The organism is Streptomyces sp. NPDC005863, from assembly GCF_042871345.1.
GTDB lineage: Bacteria > Actinomycetota > Actinomycetes > Streptomycetales > Streptomycetaceae > Streptomyces.
On sequence record NZ_JBIAII010000010.1, the window covers coordinates 24,295 to 46,405 of the forward strand.

Consider the following 22,111-nt stretch of genomic DNA (forward strand, 5'->3'; position numbering starts at 1 on the left):
CGCTCCTGCCCACACCACAGGGCGTGGGGTGGGCTCCACCACTCGGGCGTGTCCAAGTCGTACTTCACCTCTCCTCCACCGGATCGGAAAGATGATGATGCTCACTGCACCGACCTACCGCACCGTCGAGGGTGCATACCTCGACCTGTTGCGCCTGGCCTGCGCGAGCCCCACGTACCGCATCGAGGCTCGGGGGAACGCTGCTCGCGAGGTCATCGGCGTCGCGTTCCAACTGCCCAACCCGCGCCAGCGGCTGCCCTACATCGCCGCGCGAAAGGCCAACCCAGTCTTCCAGTTTGCCGAAGCGCTCTGGTATCTGGCCGGCCGCCGGGACCTGGCGATGATCGGCTACTACGCGCCGTCGATGCGCTCCAGCTCTCCCGACGGAGTCAATCTCGGCGGCTCCGCCTACGGGCACCAGCTCTTCAACCCCGCCGTCGGCGATACGGTGTCGCCGTTCGACCGGGTCCTGGAGCTGTTGCGCACTGAGGCCGACAGCAAGCGCGGCTACCTCCCTGTCTTCTCGGCCGCCGAACACGGCACCGCCGACAACCCGGACATGGCGTGCCTGGCCGGCCTGCACCTGCTCGTGCGGGAGGGATACCTGCACATGGTGTGCAATATGCGCGCCAACGATCTCGACTGCGGGCTGCTGTCCGACGTGTTCTCCTTCACGATGATCCAGGAGTTCGCCGCCGTCCAACTCGGCGTGCGCCTGGGCCACTACACCCACACGATCGGCTCCGCGCACGTCAACGAGTGCAACGTCGAGCGCGTCAAGAGGGTGCTGAACGAGGCGGAGCTGCGTCGCACTCGCCCGCAGTTCGCCTTCCCGGTGATGCCGCAGGCGACCGGGCCCGACACCATCCGGCGGGTCCTGGAGCACGAAGAGCTGCTGCGCACCAACACGGCGCGGTACAGCGCTGATGAGATCAGGCACCTTGGCTTCGAGGCGTACTGGCAGCAGGTGCTGTTGCTGTTCGAGCTGTACCGGCAGATCCAGCACGACGGGACCGACACGGTCAGCCGTGACGTGCTGGATGCGCTTCTGCCGGGCCTGCGCTGGCTCGTGGGACGCAAGTGGGCCTCGTGCGCGGCAGCGGCAGAGGTGAGTAACCGATGAGCCGCAAGCCGCCGTCCGGTGACGTGGTCGAGGGCGCCGACTTCACGCGCTGGGCCGTCATCCTGTGCAAGCCCGACGCCGTCGAACGCGGCTTGGTCGACATCGTCTTGGGCCGCATCGAGCTCGCGGGGATCGGCGTGCAGGCTCGTACGGACCTGGTCGCCGAGGCGTGGCAAGCCCACGTCGCCTACCGGGACATGCTGGCCAACCCCGGGCGGCTTCCCGCCGACGTGCCCAGGTGGCTCCACGATGCCTACGCCGGGAGGACCGTCACGGTGGCGCTCGCGCACGGAGGACCGGACGTCCATGCCCGCCTTCGGCGTCTGATCGGCCACACCGACCCCACCATGGCCGTGTCCGGCACGGTCCGCGGCGACCTCGGCGACGACAGCCTCTCCGTAGCGCGCGCCGAGAAGCGCCTGGTGCGCAACCTCGTCCACACTTCCGACGACGCGGACGCCGCGCGGCGCGACTTCGGCACCTGGTACGGCCCCGGCCGAGCCCTGGCGGTCTCCGACTTCAACCGGTGCTCGGTCATCCTGTGCAAGCCCGACGCCGTCGAACGCGGCTTGGTCGATGCCGTCTTGGAGCGCATCTCCGCAACCGGTGTCACCATCGCCAACCGGCAAGAGGCGACCGCCCAGCCGTGGCAGGCCCACGTCCACTACTGGGATCTCCTGGTGGACCGCGACTGGTACCCCGACCGCGACATCCCGGCCTGCCTGGACCAGGAGTACGCCTTCCGCCGGGTCGCCGTTGCACTCGCCTACGGAGAGCCGGGCGTGCACACCAAGCTCCGCGACCTTCTCGGCCACTTCGACCCCACCAAGGCCGCGCCCAACACGATCCGCGGCGACCTCGGCGACGACAGCCTCCGCGCAGCGCTCGCCGAGAAGCGCCTGGTGCGCAACCTCGTCCACACCTCCGACGACGCGGACGCCGCGAGGCGCGACTTCGGCACCTGGTACGGCGTCGGCCGCCGCGACCTCCTCTCCTCGGACTTGCCGACACAAGGCACGCCCGCCGACGCCTGATCCCACCTGGAGACCTTGATGAGCACCCCCACCATCGGAGCCCGGCGCGCACTGCCGATCCTCACCCCCGACAAGGTCGGCGGCCTGAAGCAGGAACTCGCCGACGTGATCGAGTACCGCAAGTCGGGACTCTCGCTGAACTGGATCGTTGGCTGCCCGCTCGACTGCGGGTACTGCGTGCGCCACCTCTTCCAGAACTTCGACATGAAGGTCCCTCGCCGGCTGATGAGCGACGAGGACGCCGTGCGCCGCCTCGTCGGGCACCGCTATTTCCGCCCGCACCAGACCCCGATCCAGCTCCTGAACCGGGCTACGGACCCGATGCTGCCCGCCGTCAAACCCCACGTGTTCAACGTGCTGCGGCAGCTCGACGAGCAGGGGCTGACCAACCACGTCCTGATCATCACCCGGTGGCGTGTCGACCCCGACGACTGCGCCGTCCTCAACAGCTTCACCAACCTGCGGCTGACGGTGCTGGTGACCCACTCGCACATCCGGGACGAACGGATCGAGCCGGTGGACAGCAACATCGCCGCCGCGAGCCTGCGCACCCTCTACGAGAACGCCGAGCGGTACCGCACCGTCCTGTACTGGCGCCCCATCGTGCCCGGCCTGAACGACTCCGCGGACGACATCGCCCGCGCCAAGGAGCTGTCCCAGCACGCGCACGCCACCGTCTTCACCGGCCTGTTCTTCCGCAAGGAGATCGCCGCGTACTACGAGGCCCACGGCCTGGAAATGCCCTACGAGGACACCGCCCGGCGCAAGATCATGCCCGAGGCGGCCGAGCAGCGAATACTCGACGCCTTCGAGGAAGACACCTCGTGGGGAGCGCTGTTCCGCAAGACCTCCTGCGGCGTCGCGTACGCGCACGGGGAAGCCGACTACAACGGCCACTACGGCATCCGCGAACTGTGCGACATCTGCCCTCCGGAACAGATCGCGAAGTGCCAGGCGGCCTGGGTCCAGCCGGACGCGAAGGCCGTCACGCAGGAGGCCCGCGGACTCGGCGCGACCGGCCCGATCGAAGTCACTGAGCGTGCCATCGTCGTTGAAGGACTGGACGAGCCGCCGCGCTACTACCTCCAGCACGGGTTCGGCTACCAGTGCCACGACCGAGCCAAGCCCCACCACTACCGCCAGCACGGCCGCGCCGACATCGGCTGGAAGGCGGAGGACGGAACACCCGCCGCATGAACTTCTCCTCCTGGCCCGCGCTGTTCGTTGTTGATGTCGAGGGCAACGGCACCAACCCGCCCGACCTGGTCGAGGTGGCCGCGCTCCCCGTGCGCGAGGGACAGCCCGACAAGAGCACCGCCGGCGCGTGGCTGACCAAGCCGAAGCGGCCCGTCACGCCGTTCGCCGCCCGCGTGCACGGCCTCACCAACCAGGTCCTCGCCGATCAACCGGGCTGGGAGGAGATCAGCAGCGCAGTCCACGAACTGCTCGGCACGGCATGGATCGCCGCCCACCACGCGCACGTCGACTACCGCGTCCTGTCCGCACACCTGCCGCAGTGGCAGCCGGCTGGGGTCATCGACACCCTCCGACTGGCCAAAGCCACCTACCCGAACCTGCCCAAGTACACCCTCGACGCCTTGATCAAATACACGACGCCGGACCTGAGCCAGGCACCCGGGCAGCGCCACCGCGCCACCTTCGACGCCTACGCGACCGCCCAGCTCCTCATCACGATGGCCGAGCGGTACGAGAGCTGGGAACAGCTCGTGGCCGCCGCCGTCCCACCCGGCCTGCCCGGCGCCCCCGAACCCGAACAGGAGCCCACCCTGTGGTGACACAACCGAACCTCATCCGCATCGGCGTGATGGGCACCCACTCCACCGGCAAAACCCTGCTGATGCGCCGCATCGAGATGGAACTGCGCAGCCGGGACATCCCCGTCGCACGCACCGGCGGTCTCGGCCGCCGTGCCGCCCGCGTTCCCCTGCCCAAGATGCAGCACCACACCGCGGAGTCCACCCGCTGGGTCCTCGCCACCGGCATCGCCGACGAGGTCGCCGCCGCCGCGAACCTGGACACCACCGCCCCCACGCGCGTCGTCCTCGCGGACCGAGCCTGCTGGGACGCGCTCGCCTACCACCGAGCCGCCATGGAGTGGCGCGGCCAAACCATCCCGCGCACCGACCGTGAGGCCCTGCACCGGCTCGCCGCCGCCCACACCCCCTACGACCTTCTGCTCGCCACCATCCTCGACCCCGACATGCCGGTCCAGCCCAAGCACGACTACGACGACCGATACCGGCGGCTGGTCGAGAAGCACACCCACGCACTCCTGCGCGAGGAACACCTGCCGCACACCCGCGTCACCAGCAACGACGGCAACCAGGCCCACGCCATCGAACTCGCCCTTCGGCTCTGCTGCACGGAGGCCCCGGCATGACCAGCAGCCCACCCGGCGGCAGCATCGAGATCGCCGGGAAAACCGTCTCCCGCCTCGGCCTTGGCACCATGCGTCTGACCGGCCCCGGCACCTGGGGCGACCCCGTAGACCGCGACCAAGCCCTCACGGTCCTGCGTCAGGCCGTCCACACCCACGGCATCACTCACATCGACACCGCTGACGCCTACGGTCCTCACACCGTCGAGCACCTGATCAAGGACGCTCTCTACCCCTACCCCGGCCAACTCCTCATTGCCTCCAAGGTCGGCTTCGTCCGCCCCGCCGCCGGCATGTGGGCGCCGCACGGCCACCCCGTGTACCTGCGCGCCAGCATCGAAGCGAGCCTGCGCCGCCTGAACGTCGAGCGCTTGGAGCTGTGCTACCTGCACCGCATCGACCCAGCCGTGTCCCTCGCCGACCAGCTCGGCACCCTGGCCGGGCTCCGCGACGAGGGCAAGATCGGCTCCATCGGCGTCTCCAAGGTCACCCCCGAAGACCTCCTTCTCGCCCAGAAGGAAGTCCCCATCGGCGCCGTGCAGAACGTCCTCAACATCAACGATCGATACGACCCCATCCTGGAACTCTGCCTCGCCCAAGAGATCCCGTACGTCCCCTACCGGCCGCTCGACGCCGGCGCCGCAACGATGGGACACGGGCTGAGGTCCGCACTGTCCTGGCTACTCGCCCGCGGACCGCACACCGCGCCCATCCCCGGGACCGGGAACCCGCACCACCTCAACGCCATAGTCCAGGCAGTGGCTGAGGGCGAATTCCCGTGACGGCAATCGCACTGTTCGCCGCCCCATCAGCGCGGCGCCGGGCGCCGTATGAGAACTGGCGGCCGCCGATCATCGGCGTCTCCGTGCTTGCCCCCGTAGGCAACTCCGACCTCGTGCTTCCTCGGTTCCAAGACGGCACGTTTGCCCTGCCGACGGGGGCTGTCGAGAAGGGCCAGAGCCCCGAGGACGCCGGGCGGGCCGTGCTCACCGGACTGGCGGACGAACTCCCCGTTCAACGGCGAGTCGTGGTGGACGAAGTACAGATGCGGCGCAGGCAGGTCATCACCTACGTCGTCATCACAGAGCCGCTGACCTCACGCGAGGCATGCGCACTGGTCTACCGCGACCCGCGCGCGGACTTGCTCGTGCTGCCCAAGCGACATGCGCTCTCCTCCCTCGCGCGCAAAGGGAAGTTGCGGGCGTTCCTCGGTCTCCAAGCCGCAGAGATCGGAGCGATGCTCCACCTCCGGGATGGGCAGATATCGCGAGTCGAGGACGTGCAACCCCAAGATGTCCCGCCCAACAGATAGCGAGGACTCACATGCTTGATCCGTGGCCGACGATCGAGGGCCTGGCAAACAGGCTCGAAGAGCACTCCACACTTCCGCGCGAGCAGCGGCTCCTCCTCCAGCTGCTCAAGATCCAGGAGGAGACAGGCGAAGTGGCCGAGGCGGTGATCGGCGCCATGGGGCAGAACCCCCGCAAGGGAGCCAGCCACACATGGGAGGACGTAGAGGCGGAAGTCTGCGACGTCATCGTGACCGGCATGGTCACCCTGCTGCGGCTCAACCCCGAGGCGCCGTCCGTACTGGCTCATCACCTGGCGCGGATCGCAGCCAGGGACCTATCCCCGGCACCGCAACCCTAACGCCACGAGACAGACCTCGCGGCTCCTCGCCCTTAAGTAGGAGCCGCTGCTCGTCTCTGGGGCGCGAGCACCATCGGCTTGCGGTGTAACGCCTGACGACGTAACAGCGTCCATACAGCGTGGCCAGCCGTGGACGGTCGGCCACGATCTGATGTAGCGCCGCCGGGAGGACTGAGACTGTGCTGACCTCAGTCCGTCGCGCGCCACGCCATGGTGCCTCACCACACCCCTCGGCGCCGTCCAGGTGCAGCGAGGGAACCTCGATGAGGCATGCGCAACCTGGAGCGAAGCGCTCGACGCCATGGCGGGTGTCCAGTTCGGCCGGACGCATGACGTCGTAGTCCGCATCCAGAGCGATCTCTCACCGGTCCGACAACGCGGAGGTCGCCACGTCACCGAGCTGGACCGTCGGGCACGCGACATGCTCCGGGCCATAGTTGATCGCGGCGTGGACGTTGCATGCGGGACCTCCGCGAATTGCGCATGATCACAACGAACGCGCGCAAAGTGCACCATGCTCCGGAAAGCGTCCACGAAGTGCTGCGCCGCGTACACGGCCTTGAAGACGAAGACCTGAGCATGCGTTGGCACATTCTCTGAGGAAGGCCCACTTGACAGCGATCCGTGCTCGCGGGAAGTCGCACCAGTTCATGGAGGAAAGGCTCTCTCTGGAGCCCGGTCGCTCGGGTCGCTGCCCGCTGCGGGGCTGCCGCTGAGCAAGTACCGGCGCAGATATGCGGTCTGCACACACTGCTGCTTGGAGGGCTTCAGTATGGCGTCGGCATTCGCCACGGATCTCCGCACGCATAACGAGCTGGACGCCATCCGCGGCGAGCTGCTCGACGTGTACGGCCGGTGCGTGCCACGGCGCTGCACCTGCCGAGTTACCGGGTTCGGCGAGTGATTGGACCGGCACGGATGCAAGCCGGGGTTCGTGTCCGTCGTGGCCTACGTCGGCGACTACCCTTCGGGCGGGCGAGGCCGCCCTCCGTGGCGGCGTATGACTGCTTAGAGATCGCGCGGATAGGTCAGGGCCGTCGGGCCGGGCGGGCATCCCACCGGTAGGTCGTCCAGGCCCGGCGTAGGAGCCTGCGGATCACGATGATCGCGCTGGCCAACGCCACCCATGCGTTCTGCACCACCGCACGCCGGTCGGTCACGATCGCTAACGCCTTGAACCCCCGGTTATGCCAGGAGTTGGTCCGCTCGATCACCCACCGGTGGGTGTGGTTGATCGGGACGAACCGCCCCTTCGGGGTGATCTGTCCAGCGCAGCCCAGCTCTTCCAGCAACGCCCTGGTGGGCTGTGAGTCGTAGCCCGCGTCCAGGTGCACCGTGATCGACGGGGGCAGACGGAACCCGAACAGGTGCAGGGTCTCCAGGGTGGGTCGCAACAGCAGCGAGTCGTTGCGGTTCGCGCCAGCCAGGACCCACCCCAACGGCAAGCCCTCACTGTCGACCAGTATCGAACGCTTCAGACCGCTCTTGCCTCGGCCCACCGGGCTGCGTCCGGTGTTCTGGCCACCGCCAGGGGCTTTCACGACGCAACCGTCCACGACGAGGTTCTCAAGGTCGAGGCCGATGGCGTTGTCGTATGCCTTCAGCGCCAGCTGGTGCAGCCGGTCGAAAAGGCTGTGGGCGATCCACTCATCCCGCCGGGCCCTCATCGTGGTTGCCGAGCAGGTGTGGTCGGCGTGCTGCTGGTAGGTGCCTCCGAGCACGAGGCGTGCCAGGAGCTTGTCGAACACGACCCGGTCGGGGATGCGGGGACAGTGGCAGCCCAATGGATGAACGGCTACTGCCCGCTTGGGCAGGAGGGCTTTGAACTGCTCCCACAAGGGGTCGGTTATGGATGCGGGCAGGACGGGCACGTGACCTTCGTTCGGCCGTAGGGGGCGTTGACCAGTAAGTCCCGCAGGGGTGTGCCGTCCCGACTGTCATGGCGGCACACCCCTGCGGGGCGAAAGTCACCCGGCCTGTGCCTGCAGGTCCGTTGCGGGAGCGGGCGCTGGCATGCGCCAGGCCACGACCGCGCCGGTCACGAGCCCCATGGCGGCCAGCAGGGTGGCGACCAGGAACGGATCGAGGGAGTGCAGGGACGGGGCGAACCCGATCCCCACGCAGACGGCCACCCCGGTCGCACCGCCCAACTGGTCAGCCGCGCGCTGGACGCCCGAGGCGGCCCCGGCGTCGTCCTCGGTGACGCCGCTGACCGCGAGGTACTGGAGTCCCACAAGGCCGAACCCCATCCCGGCCGCGATCAGGAGCATGGCCGGGAGCATCGCCACGGCATCTGCCCGCAGGGCCGCGATGGCCGCGATCGCTGCCATCGCGGCCGCGGTGAACCCGATGCCGGCGAGCACGCACGCGCGTGCTCCCCAGCGGCCCAGCAGCCGGGGCACGAGCATGGAGAACAAGATCAGCGAGAGCGCCAGAGGCAGCATCGTCAGGCCCGCGCCGAGCGGACCGATGCCCAACCGGTCCTGCAGATAGAAGGTGAACAGCAGGAACGAGGTCGACAACGCCCCGCTCAGCAGCATCGTGGCCAGGTTGGCCGCCACACGCGTGCGGTTGGCAAAGAAGCGCAGCGGCAGCAGCGGGTTGCGCGAGGGCGCCTCGACCCGCACGAACCCGGCCCCAGCGGCCACCGCCCCGGCCAACGCCCCCACGATCACCCATGCGGGCGTCCCGGGTTCACCGGCCTCGACCACGCCGAAGATGAACAGCAGCGGGCAGGCGGTCAGCAGCAGCGCGCCGGAAAGGTCCAGCCGCGGGACGTCCTTGGCCACAGACCGTTCCCCCTCGACCAGGAAGACGGCCGCCAGCAGCACGATCAGGATGAACGGGACCGAGACCAGGAAGATCCACCGCCACCCCAGGTGGGCGGTGATGACTCCGGACAGGACGAACCCGACCACGAGACCGCAGCTGGCCACCGCCGCCCACACGCTCAACGCCCGCGACCGGTGCGGGCCTTCGGGGAACATCAGGACGATGGTGGCCATCGCGGCAGGCAGCGCGATGGCCTCACCGGCGCCCTGTAGCAGGCGCGCGACCACCAGCAGCGCAAACGTGGGGGCTAGGCCCGCCAGCAGGGACGCGGCACCGAACAGGGTGGTGCCGAGCAGCAGCACGCGCCGCCGCCCGAGCAGGTCGCCCAGCCGGCCACCGAGCATCAGCAGCCCGCCACCGGTGACCGTGTACCCAACCACGACCCAGGTCAGAGTGTGCCCGTCGACGTCGAAGTCGGCGCCGATCGAGGGCAGGGCGATGTTGACCACGGTCACGTCGACCGCGATGAAGAACTGCAGCATGGACATCGCGCACAGCACCAGCCATGCGCGTGCCGGGGACGGGCTGTGCCCGCGGGAAGAAAGGCTGCCTGGAAGCATCAGGTGCTCCGTCGCTCAGAAGAAGTTCTGAGCAGCACAAACGTGCCGCTCCGGTCTGATCACGAAGCGGCTGGACGTCCAGGAAGAGTGTGTGAGTCGAACGTCCCGCCGCTAGCGGAAGGACCTGGTCACTGCGGCACAAGCGGCCGCACACGAAGCAGCAGACATGCCGTGAACGCTACCAGGGCAGAGACACCCGGCTCAGGGCCCTGCCCGATGTCTCGTCTCTTCACTCGTAGGCCCGTTCGCCAGAACTTCCTGGACACCGGGAAGCTCGTCGCCGCGGAGCACCTATCCGCGCGATCTCTTAGCGAAGAAGGCCAAGATTTCGCTCTGGTCACCCGGGGCGATGCAGATGAGCCGGCCGTCCTTGGCGGCCAGCAGAATGCTGCGGTCACCGAACCAACCGAGCAGGGCGCTCTCGACCTCACATAGCACGGCACGGGTCTCGTCGTACGCCGTCCCGCCCTAGGCGACGGCTACCGCGTGTGTATGGGACAACCGTAGTCCGAAGCGTTCGGCCCGCCCGGCGAGCAGGCCGAGATCGCTGCGGCCGTAGAGCAGATCGTCGATGAACTCCCGGCGCGCGGAGATCTCTTGCCGGATCGCCACGCGCTGAGCGCGCTTATAGCCCTCGGCGAAGGCGTCCACGGCCTGCTCGGCGGCGGCCGGGACGCTCCAGGCTAGTCGCTGCCCGCGTCGCAGGCGCGGCCGCGAGGATCGGGATCGACTTCGTGGTCGCGCTCGATACCGGCGCCGTGCCTGAAAGTGGCCTCCCGGGGCCGGAAGTGGCGGTCACTGCGTCAAGCGATGTCGGATTCCCACAATGGCCGATGTGCTCCCGCCCCCAAGGCTGTGTCCCTGGGGTGATCGGCTTCCGGCGCAGCCAGAGTCGCGAGGGGGGCGTGCGTTTTCTCTTCTGCTTCACGTCATCCAGGTTGAGGCCCGACCTCCGACAGCACTTGACGGCCAGTCAGGAAAGTCAGCATCAGGTCAGCATTCGTCCAGTCAAAGCTGCCTACAGATGCTCACAGCCTGGGAACCTGCAAGCCCACCCGGGAGGGGATCAGGCACGCGCTCTGGCGTCCATGGCGACCGATACCTTCGGCATGGCGTGAACAGTCGGAGCCTCGTTGGTTCTTGGTCCGACGGACCGTCTCTTCCCAGGTCAGCGCGTCCTTCCACGTGGTTTGAGAGGGAGGTCGGGCAGCTTCGGTGCGGGTAGAGGCGCCCCGTCGTAGCCCTTCACCTCGCCGAATCGAGACCCCTTCATCCAGGCTTCGCGAGCCTGTACGATCTCGTCCTGGGAGCGGGCAACGAAGTTCCACCACATGATCAGTTCCTCCTCGAAGGGCTCGCCGCCGAGGAGCATGAGGCCCGCGTCGGACGCCGCCCGCAAGGCCAACTCGTCGCGTCCGCAGCCGAGGTAGAGCATCGATCCCGGCAGCAGGGGCACACCGTCGACGTGCGCCTCGCCCGACATCGACAGGACCCCGTACTCGAAGTCGGGGACGAGCGGCAGGCGGGTCTCCGTGCCCGCCGTGAGGGCGAGGTCGGCGCCGACGATCGGTGAGTACGTGGAGCCGGGCGACGCCGCGCCGTCGAGGGCACCGAGGAGCACGGTCGCCTCAAGACCGGGGGCGGTGACCGTCGGCAGGTCGGCGTGGTGCTCGAACTTCGGCTCCGTGTAACGGTGTTCGTCCGGCAGCGCCACCCACAGCTGGGCGCCGTGCAGGAAGCGGGCGTGCGACTTCGGCGACTCCTCGGAGTGCGAGATCGCCCGGCCCGACGTCATGAGGCCGAGCTCGCGGGGCCGGATCGTCTGCAGGCTGCCCGTCGAGTCGCGGTGCAGCACCTCGCCGTCGTGCAGCCAGCTGACCGTCTGCAGCCCCATGTGCGGATGCGGCGGCACCTGCATCCCCGGCTCGTCGGCGATGTCGTCGGGACCGTAGTGGTCGACGAAGGCCCACGCCCCGATCATGCGGCGCCCGAGGTTCGGGAGGAGCCGGCGGACCTCGGTCGACGCGCCGAGCTGGACGCGGCGGGGGCTCAGCAGCTCGCGTACGGGTTCGGCGACGACGAATCCACGTCCGCCGCACAGCGAGGGAACCGCCTGACGGTCAAGGTTGCTCATGCCGCTCAACCTAGCCTGCGGGCGTGCCCCAGCGGCAGGCGTCTTTGGCCTTCACCCTTCCGGCTGCGGTCCCGTCCGGTCCCGCCCCGCTCCGATCACGGTCGAGGCGCCCTCTGCGGGTGACCCGAATGGGCTAGCGGGCGGGGGAGCGGCCCAGATCGCCTCGATCGCCGTAACCGTGCCGCCGAACGCCCCTCGCCGGGCGATCCGCACACGTTCCGTGACTCTCCTGGTTGCGGAGTGCAGCGGGTCGGCGCGCGATGGAGGGGAGGCGTGCGTCGTCCGTGGCGAGAGTCGATTCTGCCCGTCGCGCGCTCCAAGGGAGTGATCACCCATGACGCAGGGCGAGGCCTTCACCAATCCCGACGGGCTTGCGGGCCTGACGGCCTATGACCAGACCGGCGAGAAGATCGGCAGTGTCGAGCAGGTCTACCTCGACGACCGCAGCGGCCGTCCCGAGTGGGTGACCGTCAAGACCGGTCTCTTCGGGATGAAGCAGAGCTTCGTCCCGCTGGCCGGCGCCCGTCGCCAGGAGGACCAGCTGCACGTCGCGACCACCAAGGAAGCCGTCAAGGACGCCCCGCGCGTGGACGCCGACCAGCACCTCGAGCCGGAGCAGGAGCACGAGCTCTACCGTCACTACGGTCTCGAGCGCCCCGCTGACGCCGTCGGTGGCATGGGCGGCGGCATGCGGCCCGATACGGGTCGCGGCCGGGGCGACATGGCCGGAGCGGGCGCGGGTGCCGGTGCGGGTGCCGGACGCGAGTTCGCGACGCGCGCCGGAGCCGAGGACCGCGACCGCAAGCGCGACGAGATGGTGCGCTCCGAGGAGCGGCTGCGCGTCGGCACCGAAGAGGAGACCGTCGGCCAGGCCCGGCTCCGCAAGGTGGTCGTGACCGAGGACGTGACGACCTCCGTGCCCGTCTCGCACGAGGAGGTGCGCGTCGTCCGCGAGCCCATCCGCGAGGGTGACGGCACGCGCGCCAGGATCGGCGAGGAAGAGGCCGAGGTCACCCTGCACGCCGAGAAGCCGGTGGTCCGCAAGGAAGCGGTGCCGGTCGAGCGGGTCCGTCTGGAGACCGAGAAGGTCACCGAGACCCGTGAGGTCTCCGACCAGGTGCGCAAGGAGCAGATCGAGTACGACCGCGCCAAGGGCGAGCGTGGCCGTGGCGACGCGAAGGGCGAGAACTGGCGCGACCGGAAGCAGGGTCCGAGCCACTGACGCAGGCGCTCCGGCCTTCGTCGCGCTGAGCGCCCTCTGACGGGGCAGCTGACGGCGCAAGGAGGGAACACCCGTGCACGGGTGTTCCCTCCCTTTTTGCCGTGTACGGGTGGTTCTCGCCGGGGTGCTGCGAGCCGGAATGTCGGCCGCTCGCCCGCCCGCAGGGCTGCTTTTGTGTTCGGGACTTGATCGATGGTGCGCATCTATTGACGTGGATCGTTCAGGAAATTTATGGTCCCTGGACCCTCACAGGCGAACCAGAGTGACGGAGAACAATGACGTACTCCCTCGGCGCACGGCCGCGTGCCGCCCGGCTGACCGCGGTCCTCCTGGCCGGAGCGCTCGTCGCCTCTGTGCCGCCCGCGGCCTCGCAGGCGGCACAGGACATCGCCACCGCGAGCCCGGCCGCCGCCACCCCCACGGACGCGAACTGCCGCAAGAGCGACGGCTGGACGCTCGGCACCACCAGCCCGGACGCGACAGAGACCCACGACGCCTTCGTCGGCAACGGCTACCTGGGTCAGCGCGTAGCGCCCAACGGCGCCGGCTACGCCGACAGCAAGATCAAGACGGGCTGGCCGCTGTTCACCCCGCGCTACGACGGCTCCTTCGTGTCGGGCCTGTACGCGCACAACAAGCAGACCGCGAAGGACCGTCAGGCCGTCGCCGCGCTGCCCACCTGGTCCGCCCTCAATGTCAGCACCGGCGGCGCGCACGGCGATACCTTCAACTCTTCGACACCGTCCGGCCGCATCTCCCACTACCGGCAGACACTTTTCCTCCACTGCGGCGTCGTGCGGACCTCCTTGACGTGGACCGCCGCGGACGGCCGCCGCACCGACCTCGTGTACGAGGTGCTCGCCGACCGCGCCCACCCGCACGCGGGCGCCGTACGCATGAGCATGACGCCGCACTGGAGCGGTAAGGCGACCGTCACGGACCTGTTGGACGGCCGCGGCGCGCGGCGCATCCGGCAGACCGGCGGTGGTGACCGCACCGCCGAGCAGCGCGGTCACCGGCAGGCCGCGACGAGCATGGACGTCGCCTTCCGCACGGACGGCACGAAGGTCGACGGCGCCGTGGCCTCCACGCTCCGCGCCGAAGCCGGAACGCACGGCGTCAAGCCTCAACAGGCGAGCGCCGCAACGAAGTTGACGGCTCGCCAGTCCCTCGACCTGCCGGTCCAGCGCGGGCGGTCGTACGACTTCACGAAGTACGTGGGCGTCGACACCGCCCTTACTTCCCGCTCGCCGCGCCGGGACGCCACCGCCACCTCGCGGCGTGCCGCCGACCGTGGCTGGACGGGGCTGCTGCGCACCCACACCGCCGCCTGGGCGCGGCTGTGGCGCAGCGACATCGAGGTGCACGGCCGGCGCGACATGCGGTCATGGGTACGGTCCGCACAGTACGGGCTGTACTCCAGCACCCGCGCCGGCGCCGCCAACAGCATCGCCCCGGCCGGGCTGACCAGCGACAACTACGCCGGCCTCGTCTTCTGGGACGCCGAGACCTGGATGTACCCGGGGCTGCTCGCCACCCGCCCCGAACTCGCCAAGTCCGTCGTCGACTACCGCTACCGGACGCGTGCCGGGGCCCGCGCGAACGCCCGAGAGCTGGGCTACAGCGGGCTCTTCTACCCCTGGAACAGCGGGAGTTCGGGCAACCTGGCCAAGGAGTGCCATAGCGTCGACCCGCCGCACTGCCGCACCCAGATCCACCTCCAGTCCGACATCTCCCTGGCCACCTGGCAGTACTACCTCGCCACCAAGGACGACCAGTGGCTGCGCGAGCGCGGCTGGCCGGTCATGAAGGGCATCGCCGAGTTCTGGGCCGACCGCGTCAGCCGCAACAAGGACGGCAGCTACTCCATCAAGGACACGGCAGGCCCCGACGAGTACAGCAACGGTGTCGACGACGCGGTGTTCACCAACGCCGGCGCCGTCACCGCGCTGCGCCACGCCACCCGCGCCGCCGAGCTGCTGGGCGAGCACGCACCCGCGCGGTGGAAGTCGATCGCCGACCGCATCCGCATCCCGTACGACGCGAAGCGCAAGGTCTTCCAGCAGTACGACGGCTACAACGGCAGCACCATCAAGCAGGCCGACACGGTCCTGCTCATGTACCCGCTGGAGTGGCGGATGCCCGAGGGCGCCGCGGCCGGCACCCTCGACTACTACGCGCAGCGCACCGACCCGGACGGCCCGGCCATGACGGACTCGGTGCACGCGATCGACGCCGCCGGGATCGGTGAGGCGGGCTGCTCCACGTACACCTATCTGGAACGGTCCATCAAGCCGTTCGTACGCGGGCCCTTCGCGCAGTTCTCGGAGGCGCGCGGTGACAAGGCCGGCGCCGACGACCCGCTGGCGGGCTCGCCCGCGCACGACTTCCTCACCGGCAAGGGCGGCTTCCTGCAGGTCTTCACCAACGGCCTGACCGGCCTGCGGATGCGCGAGGACCGCGTTCGCCTCGACCCGATGCTGCCGCCGCAGCTCGCCCGCGGCGTCACTCTGCGCGGGCTGACCTGGCAGGGCCGTACGTACGACATCGAGCTCGGCGCGCACCATACGACCGTGCGGCTCACCGACGGGAAGCCGATGACGATCGACACGCCGCAGGGCGAGCAGATCGTCAGCAAGGCGGCGCCCGCCGTCCTCAAGACCCGCCGCCCCGACCTCACCCCCACCACGAACAAGGCCCGCTGCACCGGTGCCACGGCCACCTCCCAGCAGCCCGGCATGTACGCGGGCGCGGCCGTGGACGGCAACACGGCCACGGCATGGGTCCCCGACGGCCCCACCGGCCGTCTGACGACGGACCTCGGCAAGCGCGTCCACATCAAGAAGGTCACCCCGACCTGGACCGACACCAAGCCGGCCGCGCACACCGTCGAACTCTCCACGGACGGGCGGCACTGGCACCGCGCGAAGACCGACGACGACCGGTCGGCCCGCTTCGTACGGGTGACGGTGCGCGGTGACGCGAACGCGAAGAAGCACCCGGGAATCGCGGAGCTGAAGGTGAACTGACGCGCCCGAGAGGCTCGTACGGCCTCCGGGGCGCACCGCGCCGCCCGCCGATCCGGAAATCTCCGGGAACCAACGCCCTCCCCGCCCCGACTGCTGAGGGGAACAGGGAGGTGGCATGGAGGGACTGGACGTCCGGATGCGCGACGTCGTCTGTCGGCACGGCCGGGTCGAGGCGGTGCACGACGTCGACCTCGACGTCGCGCCGGGCCAGCGCGTGGCGATGACCGGCACCAACGGGTCGGGCAAGACCACGCTGCTGCGCGCGGTCATCGGCCTGCACCGGCAGTTTGCCGGGCGCATCCTCGTCGGCGGGCGCAGCACCGGGAACGCGGCGGAGTGGGCCTGGCGCCGACGGGCCTGTGCGTGGATCCCGCAGAAGCCCGCCGTGGGCCGGTTCCCGCTGCTCGCGGGCGAGTTGCTGCGCAGCAGCGGTGCACCCGCGGAGGCGGGTGAGGCGGCGCGGAAACTGGGCGTGGGCCCCCTTGTCGACCGGCCGCTGCACACCCTCTCCGGAGGGCAGCTCCAGCGCATGTATCTGGCGCGGGCCGTCGGGTGTGTGGCGGCGGGCGCCGGGGTGCTGCTCGCCGACGAGCCCACCGCCGCGCTCGACTTCGCCGGCCAGGAGGAGGCCGCCGACGTGCTCCTCGGGCTGCCGGTGACCGTCATGGTCGTCACCCACGACCGGGCGCTGGCGGACCGCTGCGACCGCGTCCTGGAGATGGCCGCGGGGCGGCTGCGGGAGGTCCGGTGACCACCCTGGCCGCCGCCGACGTCGGCGAGCTGCTGCAACTCGTACCCGTCCAACGGGCCGGATTCGCCCTGCTGTTGGCCGCCGTGGGCCTGCCGGTGGTCGGCGTCGTCATCGTCGGGCTCGACATCATGCCGGTGCGGTTCGCGATGATGCACGTCGCGCTCCTCGGGATCGCGATCGGCCTGCTGACCGGTCTGGATCCGATGCTGTGCGCCCTGGTGGCCTGCGCGCTCGCCGGCGCGGGCGTCGCGCCCCTGGCCCGCTCCCCGGACGGCCTCTCCGGCGCGATGGGCCTGGTGATGAGCCTGGCCATCGCCGCCGCGCTGCTCGTCCTCTCCGTCTCGGGGGTGAACGCGGCCGGCGCGTTCGCGCTGCTGTGGGGATCCATCCTCTCGGTGGCCGCGGCCGACCTGTGGGTGCTTGCCGCGCTCGCCGTGGCCGTACCCGGCCTGTTCTGGTGGCGGCGGCGCGACATCGCGCTGCTGCTCCACGACCGGGAACTGGCCGTCTCCAGCGGCGTACGGGTCGACGGGCTCACCTTCGTCCTGCTCGTCCTGGTCGCGGTGGCGGTCGCCGGAGCCATCAAGCTCACCGGCGCGCTGCTCGTCGACGCCCTGACGCTGCTGCCCGCACTGGCGGCCCGCCGCCTCGGCACCTCCCTGACCTCCATCACCGCCTGGGCGGTCGGCATCGGCGTCGTCGTGAACCTCACCGGGTTCCTCGTCGCACTCCGCTTCGACCTGCCGCCCGGCCCCGTCCTCGTCCTCACGGCCGGCGTGCTGGTCCTCGCCGTCCACCTCATACCCGAACGGAGCATCACCTCATGGCGCGCACCCGCGGCCGCATCACTCCCCTCCTCGCACTGACCCTCGCGGCGGGCCTGACCGTGACGGCCACCGCCTGCGGTGGCGACAGCGACGCCTCGGACGGCGCGAAGTCCTCGGGCGGAGCCGGGGGACCGGTAGTCGTCGCCACCACCACCTGGGAGGCCGCGTTCGCCAAGGCGGCGGGCGCGAAGGACGTCGAGGTCATCGTCCCGTCCTCGGCCCAGCACGCCCCGGACTACGACCCGAAACCCTCCGACCTGGCCGCGGTCGCCAAGGCCGACTTCGTGCTCTACGCCCCCTTCGAGCCGTACGCGGAGCAGATCAAGGAGGCGGCGGGCTCCGACGCGGAACTGGTCGAGGAGAAGCTCGACAACGATCCGGCCAAGGTGAAGGCCGAAGTGACCCGGCTGGGCGAGCTGTTCGGCACCGAGAAGGACGCCGCGAAATGGAACAAGTCCTTCGACGCCGAGTACGCCACCCTCCGCAAGGACCTCGAAAAGGCGTGGCCCGACGGCAAGGCGCCGACCGCGGTCGCCCAGGTCTACTCCGCGTGGGCGGCGAAGATGGCGGGAGCGCGGATCGTCGGCACGTACGGCCCCGAAGCGGTGACGGCGAAGCAGCTGGCCGACCTCTCCAAGAAGAAGCCCGCCCTCGTCCTGGACAACGTGCACATGTCGACGGGCAAGGTGCTGCCCGACTCGGGGGCGCGCCAGGTGGGCATCGTCAACTACCCGGCTCGGGACCTGGACTTGCTGGCGGTGTACCGCAACGCGGCGACGGCGGTGGAGAAGGCCATGAAGGCATCCGCCTGAGCCCAGTTGAGTTGAGCTGAACGGGTGCTGGGGGTGCCGCTCGGCTGACGCCCCGTCAAGAGAAGAGAGGGTCCGCCCGAATAGTCCAGGCGGGCCCTCTCGCACATCCCCTGTCACCCAGCGGGTCAACCCGCCGTCGCGACAGGCTGCCGCTGTTCCACCGGCCCCGCGACCCGCTCCCGCAGCGCGGCGCGGTCCGGTTTGCCTGCCGGGGTGAGCGGCAACTCCGCGAGGAGGAGCAGCCGTTCGGGATGTTTGCGGCGCTCCAGGCCGCGCGCGTCGAGGTGCGCTCCCAGCTCTTCCAGCGTGGGCGTGGCGCCGTCCCGGACCACCACGCAGGCGGCGAGGCGTTCGCCCATGAGCGGGTCGGAAACTCCGACACACACCACGTCACGGACCGCCGGGTGCGCGGCGAGTTCGACCTCCACCTCGGCGGGGCTGATGTTGGCGCCGCCCCGGATCACGACGTCCTTGAGCCGTCCGACGATCCGCAGCGCGCCGTCCCGCGCGATCATCCCGAGGTCTCCGGTGCGCACCCAGCCGTCCGACGTGCGGTACCGGGCGTCCAGTTCGGGCGCGGCGACGTAGCACAGCGGCGTCATGGGGCCGCGGGCGACGATCTCGCCGACCGCGCCCGGTGCCGCCTCGACGAGGTGGGGCGTGCCGGGCACCGCTATACGTATGTCGGCCACCCGCCGGTCGGGGTGCCCCGCGAGGATGCCGGGGCCCGCGCCGTCGGTGGCCTCGTGGTTCTCCAGCCCCGTATGGCAGTTGACGCCGTCCGCGGAGCCGTAGAGGTTCACGACCGGGCAGCCGAAGGCCTCGCGTGCCTCCGCCGCCGTCGACGCGTCCAGCGGGGAGCCGCCGACGACCAGGGCCGTGGGCGGGGACAGGTCGGGGTGGTCGCCCCGCGCGATCCGGTCGAGGAGCATGCGGATCATGGTGGGTACGCCCAGGAGGTGGGTCGGCCGGTGCTCGGCGAGCGCCTCCAGGGCGGCCTCGGGGGTGAAGTGGTCGAGCAGGACCAGGGTCCCGCCGTGCCGGGCGAGCGTGACGGCGGTGCCGTTGCTGCCGAACGCGGAGGCCAGCGGCACCAGGAACAGACAGCGCGGCGGCTGTCCGTCCGGCATCAGGGAGCCGAGGAAGTTGCCGCGGCCTCCGGCGAGCGCGTTGTGCGAGTACGCCACCATCTTCGGCTCGGACTCCGAGCCGGAGGAGACGAGGATGCGGGCCGCCGAGTCGGGGTCGGGCCGGGCCGGCACGAAAGTCGTCGGGTCGGTGCGCAGCAGCCGGGCGAGCGGCACGCTCCCCTCGGGGGCGTCGCCCGCCGCGATCACCGTGTGCAACGCGGGCAGTTCACCCGCGAGCGCCAGCAGGTCGGCGGCGTGCCGGCTGCCCCGGTGCTCGGCCACCGCGATCACCGCGACCGCCTCCGACCTGCGCAGCAGCGAGGCAGCCTCCCGGCCGCCCCGGCCGACCGGGAAGGGCAGGGCCACGGCGCCGACGGCGGCCAGCGCCAGATCCGCGATGACGGCGGTACGCCCGTTGGGGAGTTGGACGCCCACCACGTCCCCCGCGCGCACGCCGAGCTCCGTGAGCCCGGCGGCCAGACATCGGACCTTGCGGTCCAGGGCGGTGTAACAGAGCTTCCCTTTACGGTCGATGACGGCGGTGGCGTGCGGGTCGGCGATCTGGCGTGCCCGGTAGAGGCTGTAGACGTCGAGGTCGGGGCAGGTGCCGTCGACGGCCCAGGAGCGGCGCAGCTCGGTGGGCAGGAGGTCGTGCAGGTGCACGGTCACAGGAAGCTCCAGGGGGCGGGCACGGCGGGGGCGCCGTGGGGGTCGCGGCTGATGGCGTCGGAGGAGAGCAGATCGGCGATGTCCGTGACGACGGGTACGGCGGACAGGCCGCGGTCGCGCAGCAGGTGCAGGGCCCGTTCGGAGGAGAGCCGCTCCAGGGCGGCCGGGTCGGTGGCCGGCGGCTCCGGGGCCGGTCCGGGGGACGGTGCCCGCATGTCGTACGGGAGCGCGCAGGGATCGGCTAGGGCGATGAGGCCGTCGGCGGTGGGCAGCGGACGCCGGAAACCGGCCGGTCGGCGCGGGTCGAGACCCTGTGCCGCCCTCGCCCGCGCGGGCGCGGTGAGCACGTCGGCGGCGCCGAGCAGGGAGGAGTCCACGCGGACGCCCGCTCCGGTGCGCTCGCGCAGCAACAGGCCCGCGAGGACGGCCTCGGCGCCGAGCAGACCGCCGAGCACGTCGAGCAGGGTCATCAGGGACGGCGCGGGCGGCTCGTCGGCCGGACGCGCGGCGGCGCCCACTCCGGTGCGGGCCTGCACCATGAAGTCGGTGCCCAACGGGGCGCCGGGCAGCCGGTCGGCCCAGCCGCTCGTGTAGGCGTACACCAGGCCGGGGTTGTCGACAGCCAAATCCGCGGCGTCCAAGCCGAGTTGGGCGGCCTTTCCCGGTGCCCAGTTGTGCAGGAACACATCGGCTCCGGCCGCCAGGGCGCGCAGCCGGTCGCGGTCCGCCGCCGACTTGATGTCCACCTCGACGGCACGCTTGCCCCGGTTCAGGGCCAGCCAGCGTGCCGAGACGCCCGAGCAGGCGGGCGGCATGCCGCGCAGCGGGTCGCCGCCCGGCGGCTCCACCCGGATCACGTCGGCGCCGAGCAGCCCCAACAGGTGGGCGGCGAGCGGCGCTTGAATGCGGCGGCCCGCCTCCAGGACGGTGATTCCGGCGAGCGGCGCACTCACGGAAACACCGGCGGAGCGAGGTACGCCGGATGACTCGGGAGCCCCGGGGGAGGCGGCGCGGTACGACGACCCCGCACGCGCGCTCAGTTCCCACGGCGCCCGGCCGTCGTACTCGTCCGCCCGCTCCTGGAGCGACCACAGCCGGCACACGTCGGCGCCGGCCGCGCCCGCCGCCTGCCGCACCCGTTCCCACGCATGCCCCCGTGCCGCCTCGTGCAGTGCGTCCGGGAAGGGCGCGCACGCGGTCGCGTACCGGAATTGAAAGGGTCGCCATCCGCGTCGTACCGCATCCTCCGGCGCCCCCAGCGAGCGCCAGAAGACCGCCCACACCCCGGGGTCGAGCGTCTCCAACTCGAAGACGACCCCGTCGGACGAGGTGAACGGCGGCCCCCCGGCGGCGAGTTCCGCCGCCTCGCCCTCCTCGGCCCCCGCGGCCGCCAGATACTGCGAGACGGCGAGCAGCCCGGCGCGCTCCGCCGTCACCTCGACCTCGACGGCCCGCCCGCCGCGGGCCCGGGCGAGGAGCGCGGCCAACAGGCCCTGCACGGTGAGGATCCCGGTGGCGGTCGCCGCGTAGTCGACGGCGAGGCCGCGCGGCCCGCCGTCGCGGCGCCCGTGCACCGCCATGATGCCGGTGACCGCTTGGACGGTGGCCTCGTCGACGACATCGGCTCGTGTGCTCCACGCCGAGCGCGCGCGGACCTCGCCCAACTCCCCGCCGCCCAGCGTGACCAGACCGCCGGGCTGTCCGCCGACGTCGGCGCCGAGCAGCCGCAGATGCTCCGCGACCAGGCCGTCGGCGGGGCCCGGCGGCCCCGAGTTCTCCGTGCGCAGACCGTCCAGCGGTGCCGCGGTCCGCGCGGGCGCCGGTATGGCCTGCGTGATCGGTGTCGCCATGTCTCTCCATTCGTTGCGCGCGGGAACTCGGAGGTCCGTGCCTCCGACCTGTTCCACAGAAGAGTCAGTCGGACAGCCGTTCGCGGGAGT

The 22,111-nt window shown here is 70.7% G+C and carries 19 protein-coding genes and 2 pseudogenes; 15 read left to right on the top strand and 6 right to left on the bottom strand.

Translation table 11 applies throughout. The features are described from left to right. Window positions 1-91: 91 nt before the first annotated feature. From ACFYO9_RS29230 to ACFYO9_RS29275, 10 genes and pseudogenes are all read left to right on the top strand, one after another. Window positions 92-1,123: a thymidylate synthase gene (locus tag ACFYO9_RS29230; RefSeq protein WP_358778107.1), complete on the top strand. Its 1,032-nt coding sequence runs from the start codon at window positions 92-94 to the stop codon at window positions 1,121-1,123. Further along, a complete protein-coding gene (locus tag ACFYO9_RS29235) occupies window positions 1,120-2,157 on the top strand; it encodes a nucleoside-diphosphate kinase (protein ID WP_358778106.1) in 1,038 nt (345 codons plus the stop codon). Before ACFYO9_RS29230 ends, ACFYO9_RS29235 begins: the two co-directional genes overlap by 4 nt. A gap of 18 nt (window positions 2,158-2,175) precedes the next feature. Further along, entirely contained in the window at window positions 2,176-3,354 is a 1,179-nt protein-coding gene (locus ACFYO9_RS29240) for a radical SAM protein (protein ID WP_358778105.1), read from the top strand. Next, window positions 3,351-3,953, top strand: a complete 603-nt coding sequence (locus ACFYO9_RS29245) for a 3'-5' exonuclease (RefSeq protein ID WP_358778104.1) — start codon at window positions 3,351-3,353, stop codon at window positions 3,951-3,953. Before ACFYO9_RS29240 ends, ACFYO9_RS29245 begins: the two co-directional genes overlap by 4 nt. After that, window positions 3,947-4,558: an AAA family ATPase gene (locus ACFYO9_RS29250; RefSeq protein WP_388666692.1), complete on the top strand. Its 612-nt coding sequence runs from the start codon at window positions 3,947-3,949 to the stop codon at window positions 4,556-4,558. The genes ACFYO9_RS29245 and ACFYO9_RS29250 overlap by 7 nt, the downstream gene beginning before the upstream one ends. Beyond that, window positions 4,555-5,337 (top strand): aldo/keto reductase, encoded by a 783-nt coding sequence (locus ACFYO9_RS29255; RefSeq protein WP_358778102.1) that lies wholly within the window; start codon window positions 4,555-4,557, stop codon window positions 5,335-5,337. The genes ACFYO9_RS29250 and ACFYO9_RS29255 overlap by 4 nt, the downstream gene beginning before the upstream one ends. Further along, the gene (locus ACFYO9_RS29260) at window positions 5,334-5,867 is read left to right on the top strand and encodes a hypothetical protein (protein WP_358778101.1); all 534 of its coding nucleotides are present in this window, start codon (window positions 5,334-5,336) and stop codon (window positions 5,865-5,867) included. The genes ACFYO9_RS29255 and ACFYO9_RS29260 overlap by 4 nt, the downstream gene beginning before the upstream one ends. Window positions 5,868-5,878: 11 nt before the next feature. Beyond that, window positions 5,879-6,205, top strand: a complete 327-nt coding sequence (locus tag ACFYO9_RS29265; RefSeq protein ID WP_358778100.1) for a MazG-like family protein — start codon at window positions 5,879-5,881, stop codon at window positions 6,203-6,205. Window positions 6,206-6,434: 229 nt separating this feature from the next. Further along, window positions 6,435-6,692: pseudogene (locus ACFYO9_RS29270) on the top strand (hypothetical protein); the annotation flags it as partial. A gap of 285 nt (window positions 6,693-6,977) precedes the next feature. Beyond that, window positions 6,978-7,109 (top strand): hypothetical protein, encoded by a 132-nt coding sequence (locus tag ACFYO9_RS29275; RefSeq protein WP_358778099.1) that lies wholly within the window; start codon window positions 6,978-6,980, stop codon window positions 7,107-7,109. A gap of 124 nt (window positions 7,110-7,233) precedes the next feature. Here ACFYO9_RS29275 and ACFYO9_RS29280 read toward each other — a convergent pair whose 3' ends face one another. The 4 genes and pseudogenes from ACFYO9_RS29280 to ACFYO9_RS29295 all read right to left on the bottom strand — a co-directional run bounded on the left by ACFYO9_RS29280 (window position 7,234) and on the right by ACFYO9_RS29295 (window position 11,731). Next, window positions 7,234-8,076 (bottom strand): IS5 family transposase, encoded by an 843-nt coding sequence (locus ACFYO9_RS29280; RefSeq protein WP_358778098.1) that lies wholly within the window; start codon window positions 8,074-8,076, stop codon window positions 7,234-7,236. Window positions 8,077-8,172: 96 nt separating this feature from the next. After that, window positions 8,173-9,525 carry an MFS transporter gene (locus ACFYO9_RS29285; RefSeq protein WP_358778097.1) on the bottom strand — a complete coding sequence of 451 codons (1,353 nt, stop codon included), beginning with the start codon at window positions 9,523-9,525 and terminating at the stop codon, window positions 8,173-8,175. 372 nt (window positions 9,526-9,897) lie between these two features. Further along, window positions 9,898-10,275 (bottom strand): annotated as a pseudogene (locus ACFYO9_RS29290) (PucR family transcriptional regulator); the annotation flags it as partial. Window positions 10,276-10,765: 490 nt separating this feature from the next. Continuing rightward, window positions 10,766-11,731 (bottom strand): pirin family protein, encoded by a 966-nt coding sequence (locus ACFYO9_RS29295; protein ID WP_358778096.1) that lies wholly within the window; start codon window positions 11,729-11,731, stop codon window positions 10,766-10,768. 334 nt (window positions 11,732-12,065) lie between these two features. On the opposite strand from ACFYO9_RS29295, the gene ACFYO9_RS29300 reads away from it, so the two are divergent. The 5 genes from ACFYO9_RS29300 (at window position 12,066) to ACFYO9_RS29320 (ending at window position 18,372) form a co-directional block, all read left to right on the top strand. After that, window positions 12,066-12,953, top strand: a complete 888-nt coding sequence (locus ACFYO9_RS29300) for a PRC and DUF2382 domain-containing protein (RefSeq protein WP_358778095.1) — start codon at window positions 12,066-12,068, stop codon at window positions 12,951-12,953. A 275-nt stretch (window positions 12,954-13,228) separates the two neighbouring features. Further along, window positions 13,229-15,982, top strand: coding sequence for a discoidin domain-containing protein (locus ACFYO9_RS29305; RefSeq protein ID WP_358778094.1), 2,754 nt, complete (start codon window positions 13,229-13,231; stop codon window positions 15,980-15,982). A gap of 115 nt (window positions 15,983-16,097) precedes the next feature. Continuing rightward, the gene (locus ACFYO9_RS29310; RefSeq protein ID WP_355809251.1) at window positions 16,098-16,733 is read left to right on the top strand and encodes an ABC transporter ATP-binding protein; all 636 of its coding nucleotides are present in this window, start codon (window positions 16,098-16,100) and stop codon (window positions 16,731-16,733) included. Continuing rightward, window positions 16,730-17,599, top strand: coding sequence for a metal ABC transporter permease (locus tag ACFYO9_RS29315; protein WP_358778093.1), 870 nt, complete (start codon window positions 16,730-16,732; stop codon window positions 17,597-17,599). Before ACFYO9_RS29310 ends, ACFYO9_RS29315 begins: the two co-directional genes overlap by 4 nt. Next, window positions 17,557-18,372, top strand: a complete 816-nt coding sequence (locus ACFYO9_RS29320; RefSeq protein WP_358778092.1) for a metal ABC transporter solute-binding protein, Zn/Mn family — start codon at window positions 17,557-17,559, stop codon at window positions 18,370-18,372. The genes ACFYO9_RS29315 and ACFYO9_RS29320 overlap by 43 nt, the downstream gene beginning before the upstream one ends. Before the next feature lie 125 nt (window positions 18,373-18,497). Here ACFYO9_RS29320 and ACFYO9_RS29325 read toward each other — a convergent pair whose 3' ends face one another. Both ACFYO9_RS29325 and ACFYO9_RS29330 read right to left on the bottom strand, forming a co-directional pair. Further along, window positions 18,498-20,171: a class I adenylate-forming enzyme family protein gene (locus tag ACFYO9_RS29325; RefSeq protein WP_358708305.1), complete on the bottom strand. Its 1,674-nt coding sequence runs from the start codon at window positions 20,169-20,171 to the stop codon at window positions 18,498-18,500. After that, complete coding sequence (locus ACFYO9_RS29330; RefSeq protein ID WP_358778091.1) at window positions 20,168-22,021, bottom strand: CoA transferase; 1,854 nt, start codon at window positions 22,019-22,021, stop codon at window positions 20,168-20,170. Before ACFYO9_RS29330 ends, ACFYO9_RS29325 begins: the two co-directional genes overlap by 4 nt. Between the last annotated feature and the right edge of the window lie 90 nt (window positions 22,022-22,111).

Bases quoted from the DNA above. Each gene is read 5' to 3' on its own strand.
- ACFYO9_RS29320 (WP_358778092.1), top strand. From the start codon at position 17,557: ATGGCGCGCACCCGCGGCCGCATCACTCCCCTCCTCGCACTGACCCTC.
- ACFYO9_RS29240 (WP_358778105.1), top strand. From the start codon at position 2,176: ATGAGCACCCCCACCATCGGAGCCCGGCGCGCACTGCCGATCCTCACC.
- ACFYO9_RS29245 (WP_358778104.1), top strand. From the start codon at position 3,351: ATGAACTTCTCCTCCTGGCCCGCGCTGTTCGTTGTTGATGTCGAGGGC.
- ACFYO9_RS29265 (WP_358778100.1), top strand. From the start codon at position 5,879: ATGCTTGATCCGTGGCCGACGATCGAGGGCCTGGCAAACAGGCTCGAA.
- ACFYO9_RS29275 (WP_358778099.1), top strand. From the start codon at position 6,978: ATGGCGTCGGCATTCGCCACGGATCTCCGCACGCATAACGAGCTGGAC.
- ACFYO9_RS29235 (WP_358778106.1), top strand. From the start codon at position 1,120: ATGAGCCGCAAGCCGCCGTCCGGTGACGTGGTCGAGGGCGCCGACTTC.
- ACFYO9_RS29285 (WP_358778097.1), bottom strand. From the start codon at position 9,525: ATGTCCATGCTGCAGTTCTTCATCGCGGTCGACGTGACCGTGGTCAAC.
- ACFYO9_RS29330 (WP_358778091.1), bottom strand. From the start codon at position 22,021: ATGGCGACACCGATCACGCAGGCCATACCGGCGCCCGCGCGGACCGCG.
- ACFYO9_RS29295 (WP_358778096.1), bottom strand. From the start codon at position 11,731: ATGAGCAACCTTGACCGTCAGGCGGTTCCCTCGCTGTGCGGCGGACGT.
- ACFYO9_RS29310 (WP_355809251.1), top strand. From the start codon at position 16,098: ATGGAGGGACTGGACGTCCGGATGCGCGACGTCGTCTGTCGGCACGGC.
- ACFYO9_RS29255 (WP_358778102.1), top strand. From the start codon at position 4,555: ATGACCAGCAGCCCACCCGGCGGCAGCATCGAGATCGCCGGGAAAACC.
- ACFYO9_RS29230 (WP_358778107.1), top strand. From the start codon at position 92: ATGATGATGCTCACTGCACCGACCTACCGCACCGTCGAGGGTGCATAC.
- ACFYO9_RS29300 (WP_358778095.1), top strand. From the start codon at position 12,066: ATGACGCAGGGCGAGGCCTTCACCAATCCCGACGGGCTTGCGGGCCTG.
- ACFYO9_RS29305 (WP_358778094.1), top strand. From the start codon at position 13,229: ATGACGTACTCCCTCGGCGCACGGCCGCGTGCCGCCCGGCTGACCGCG.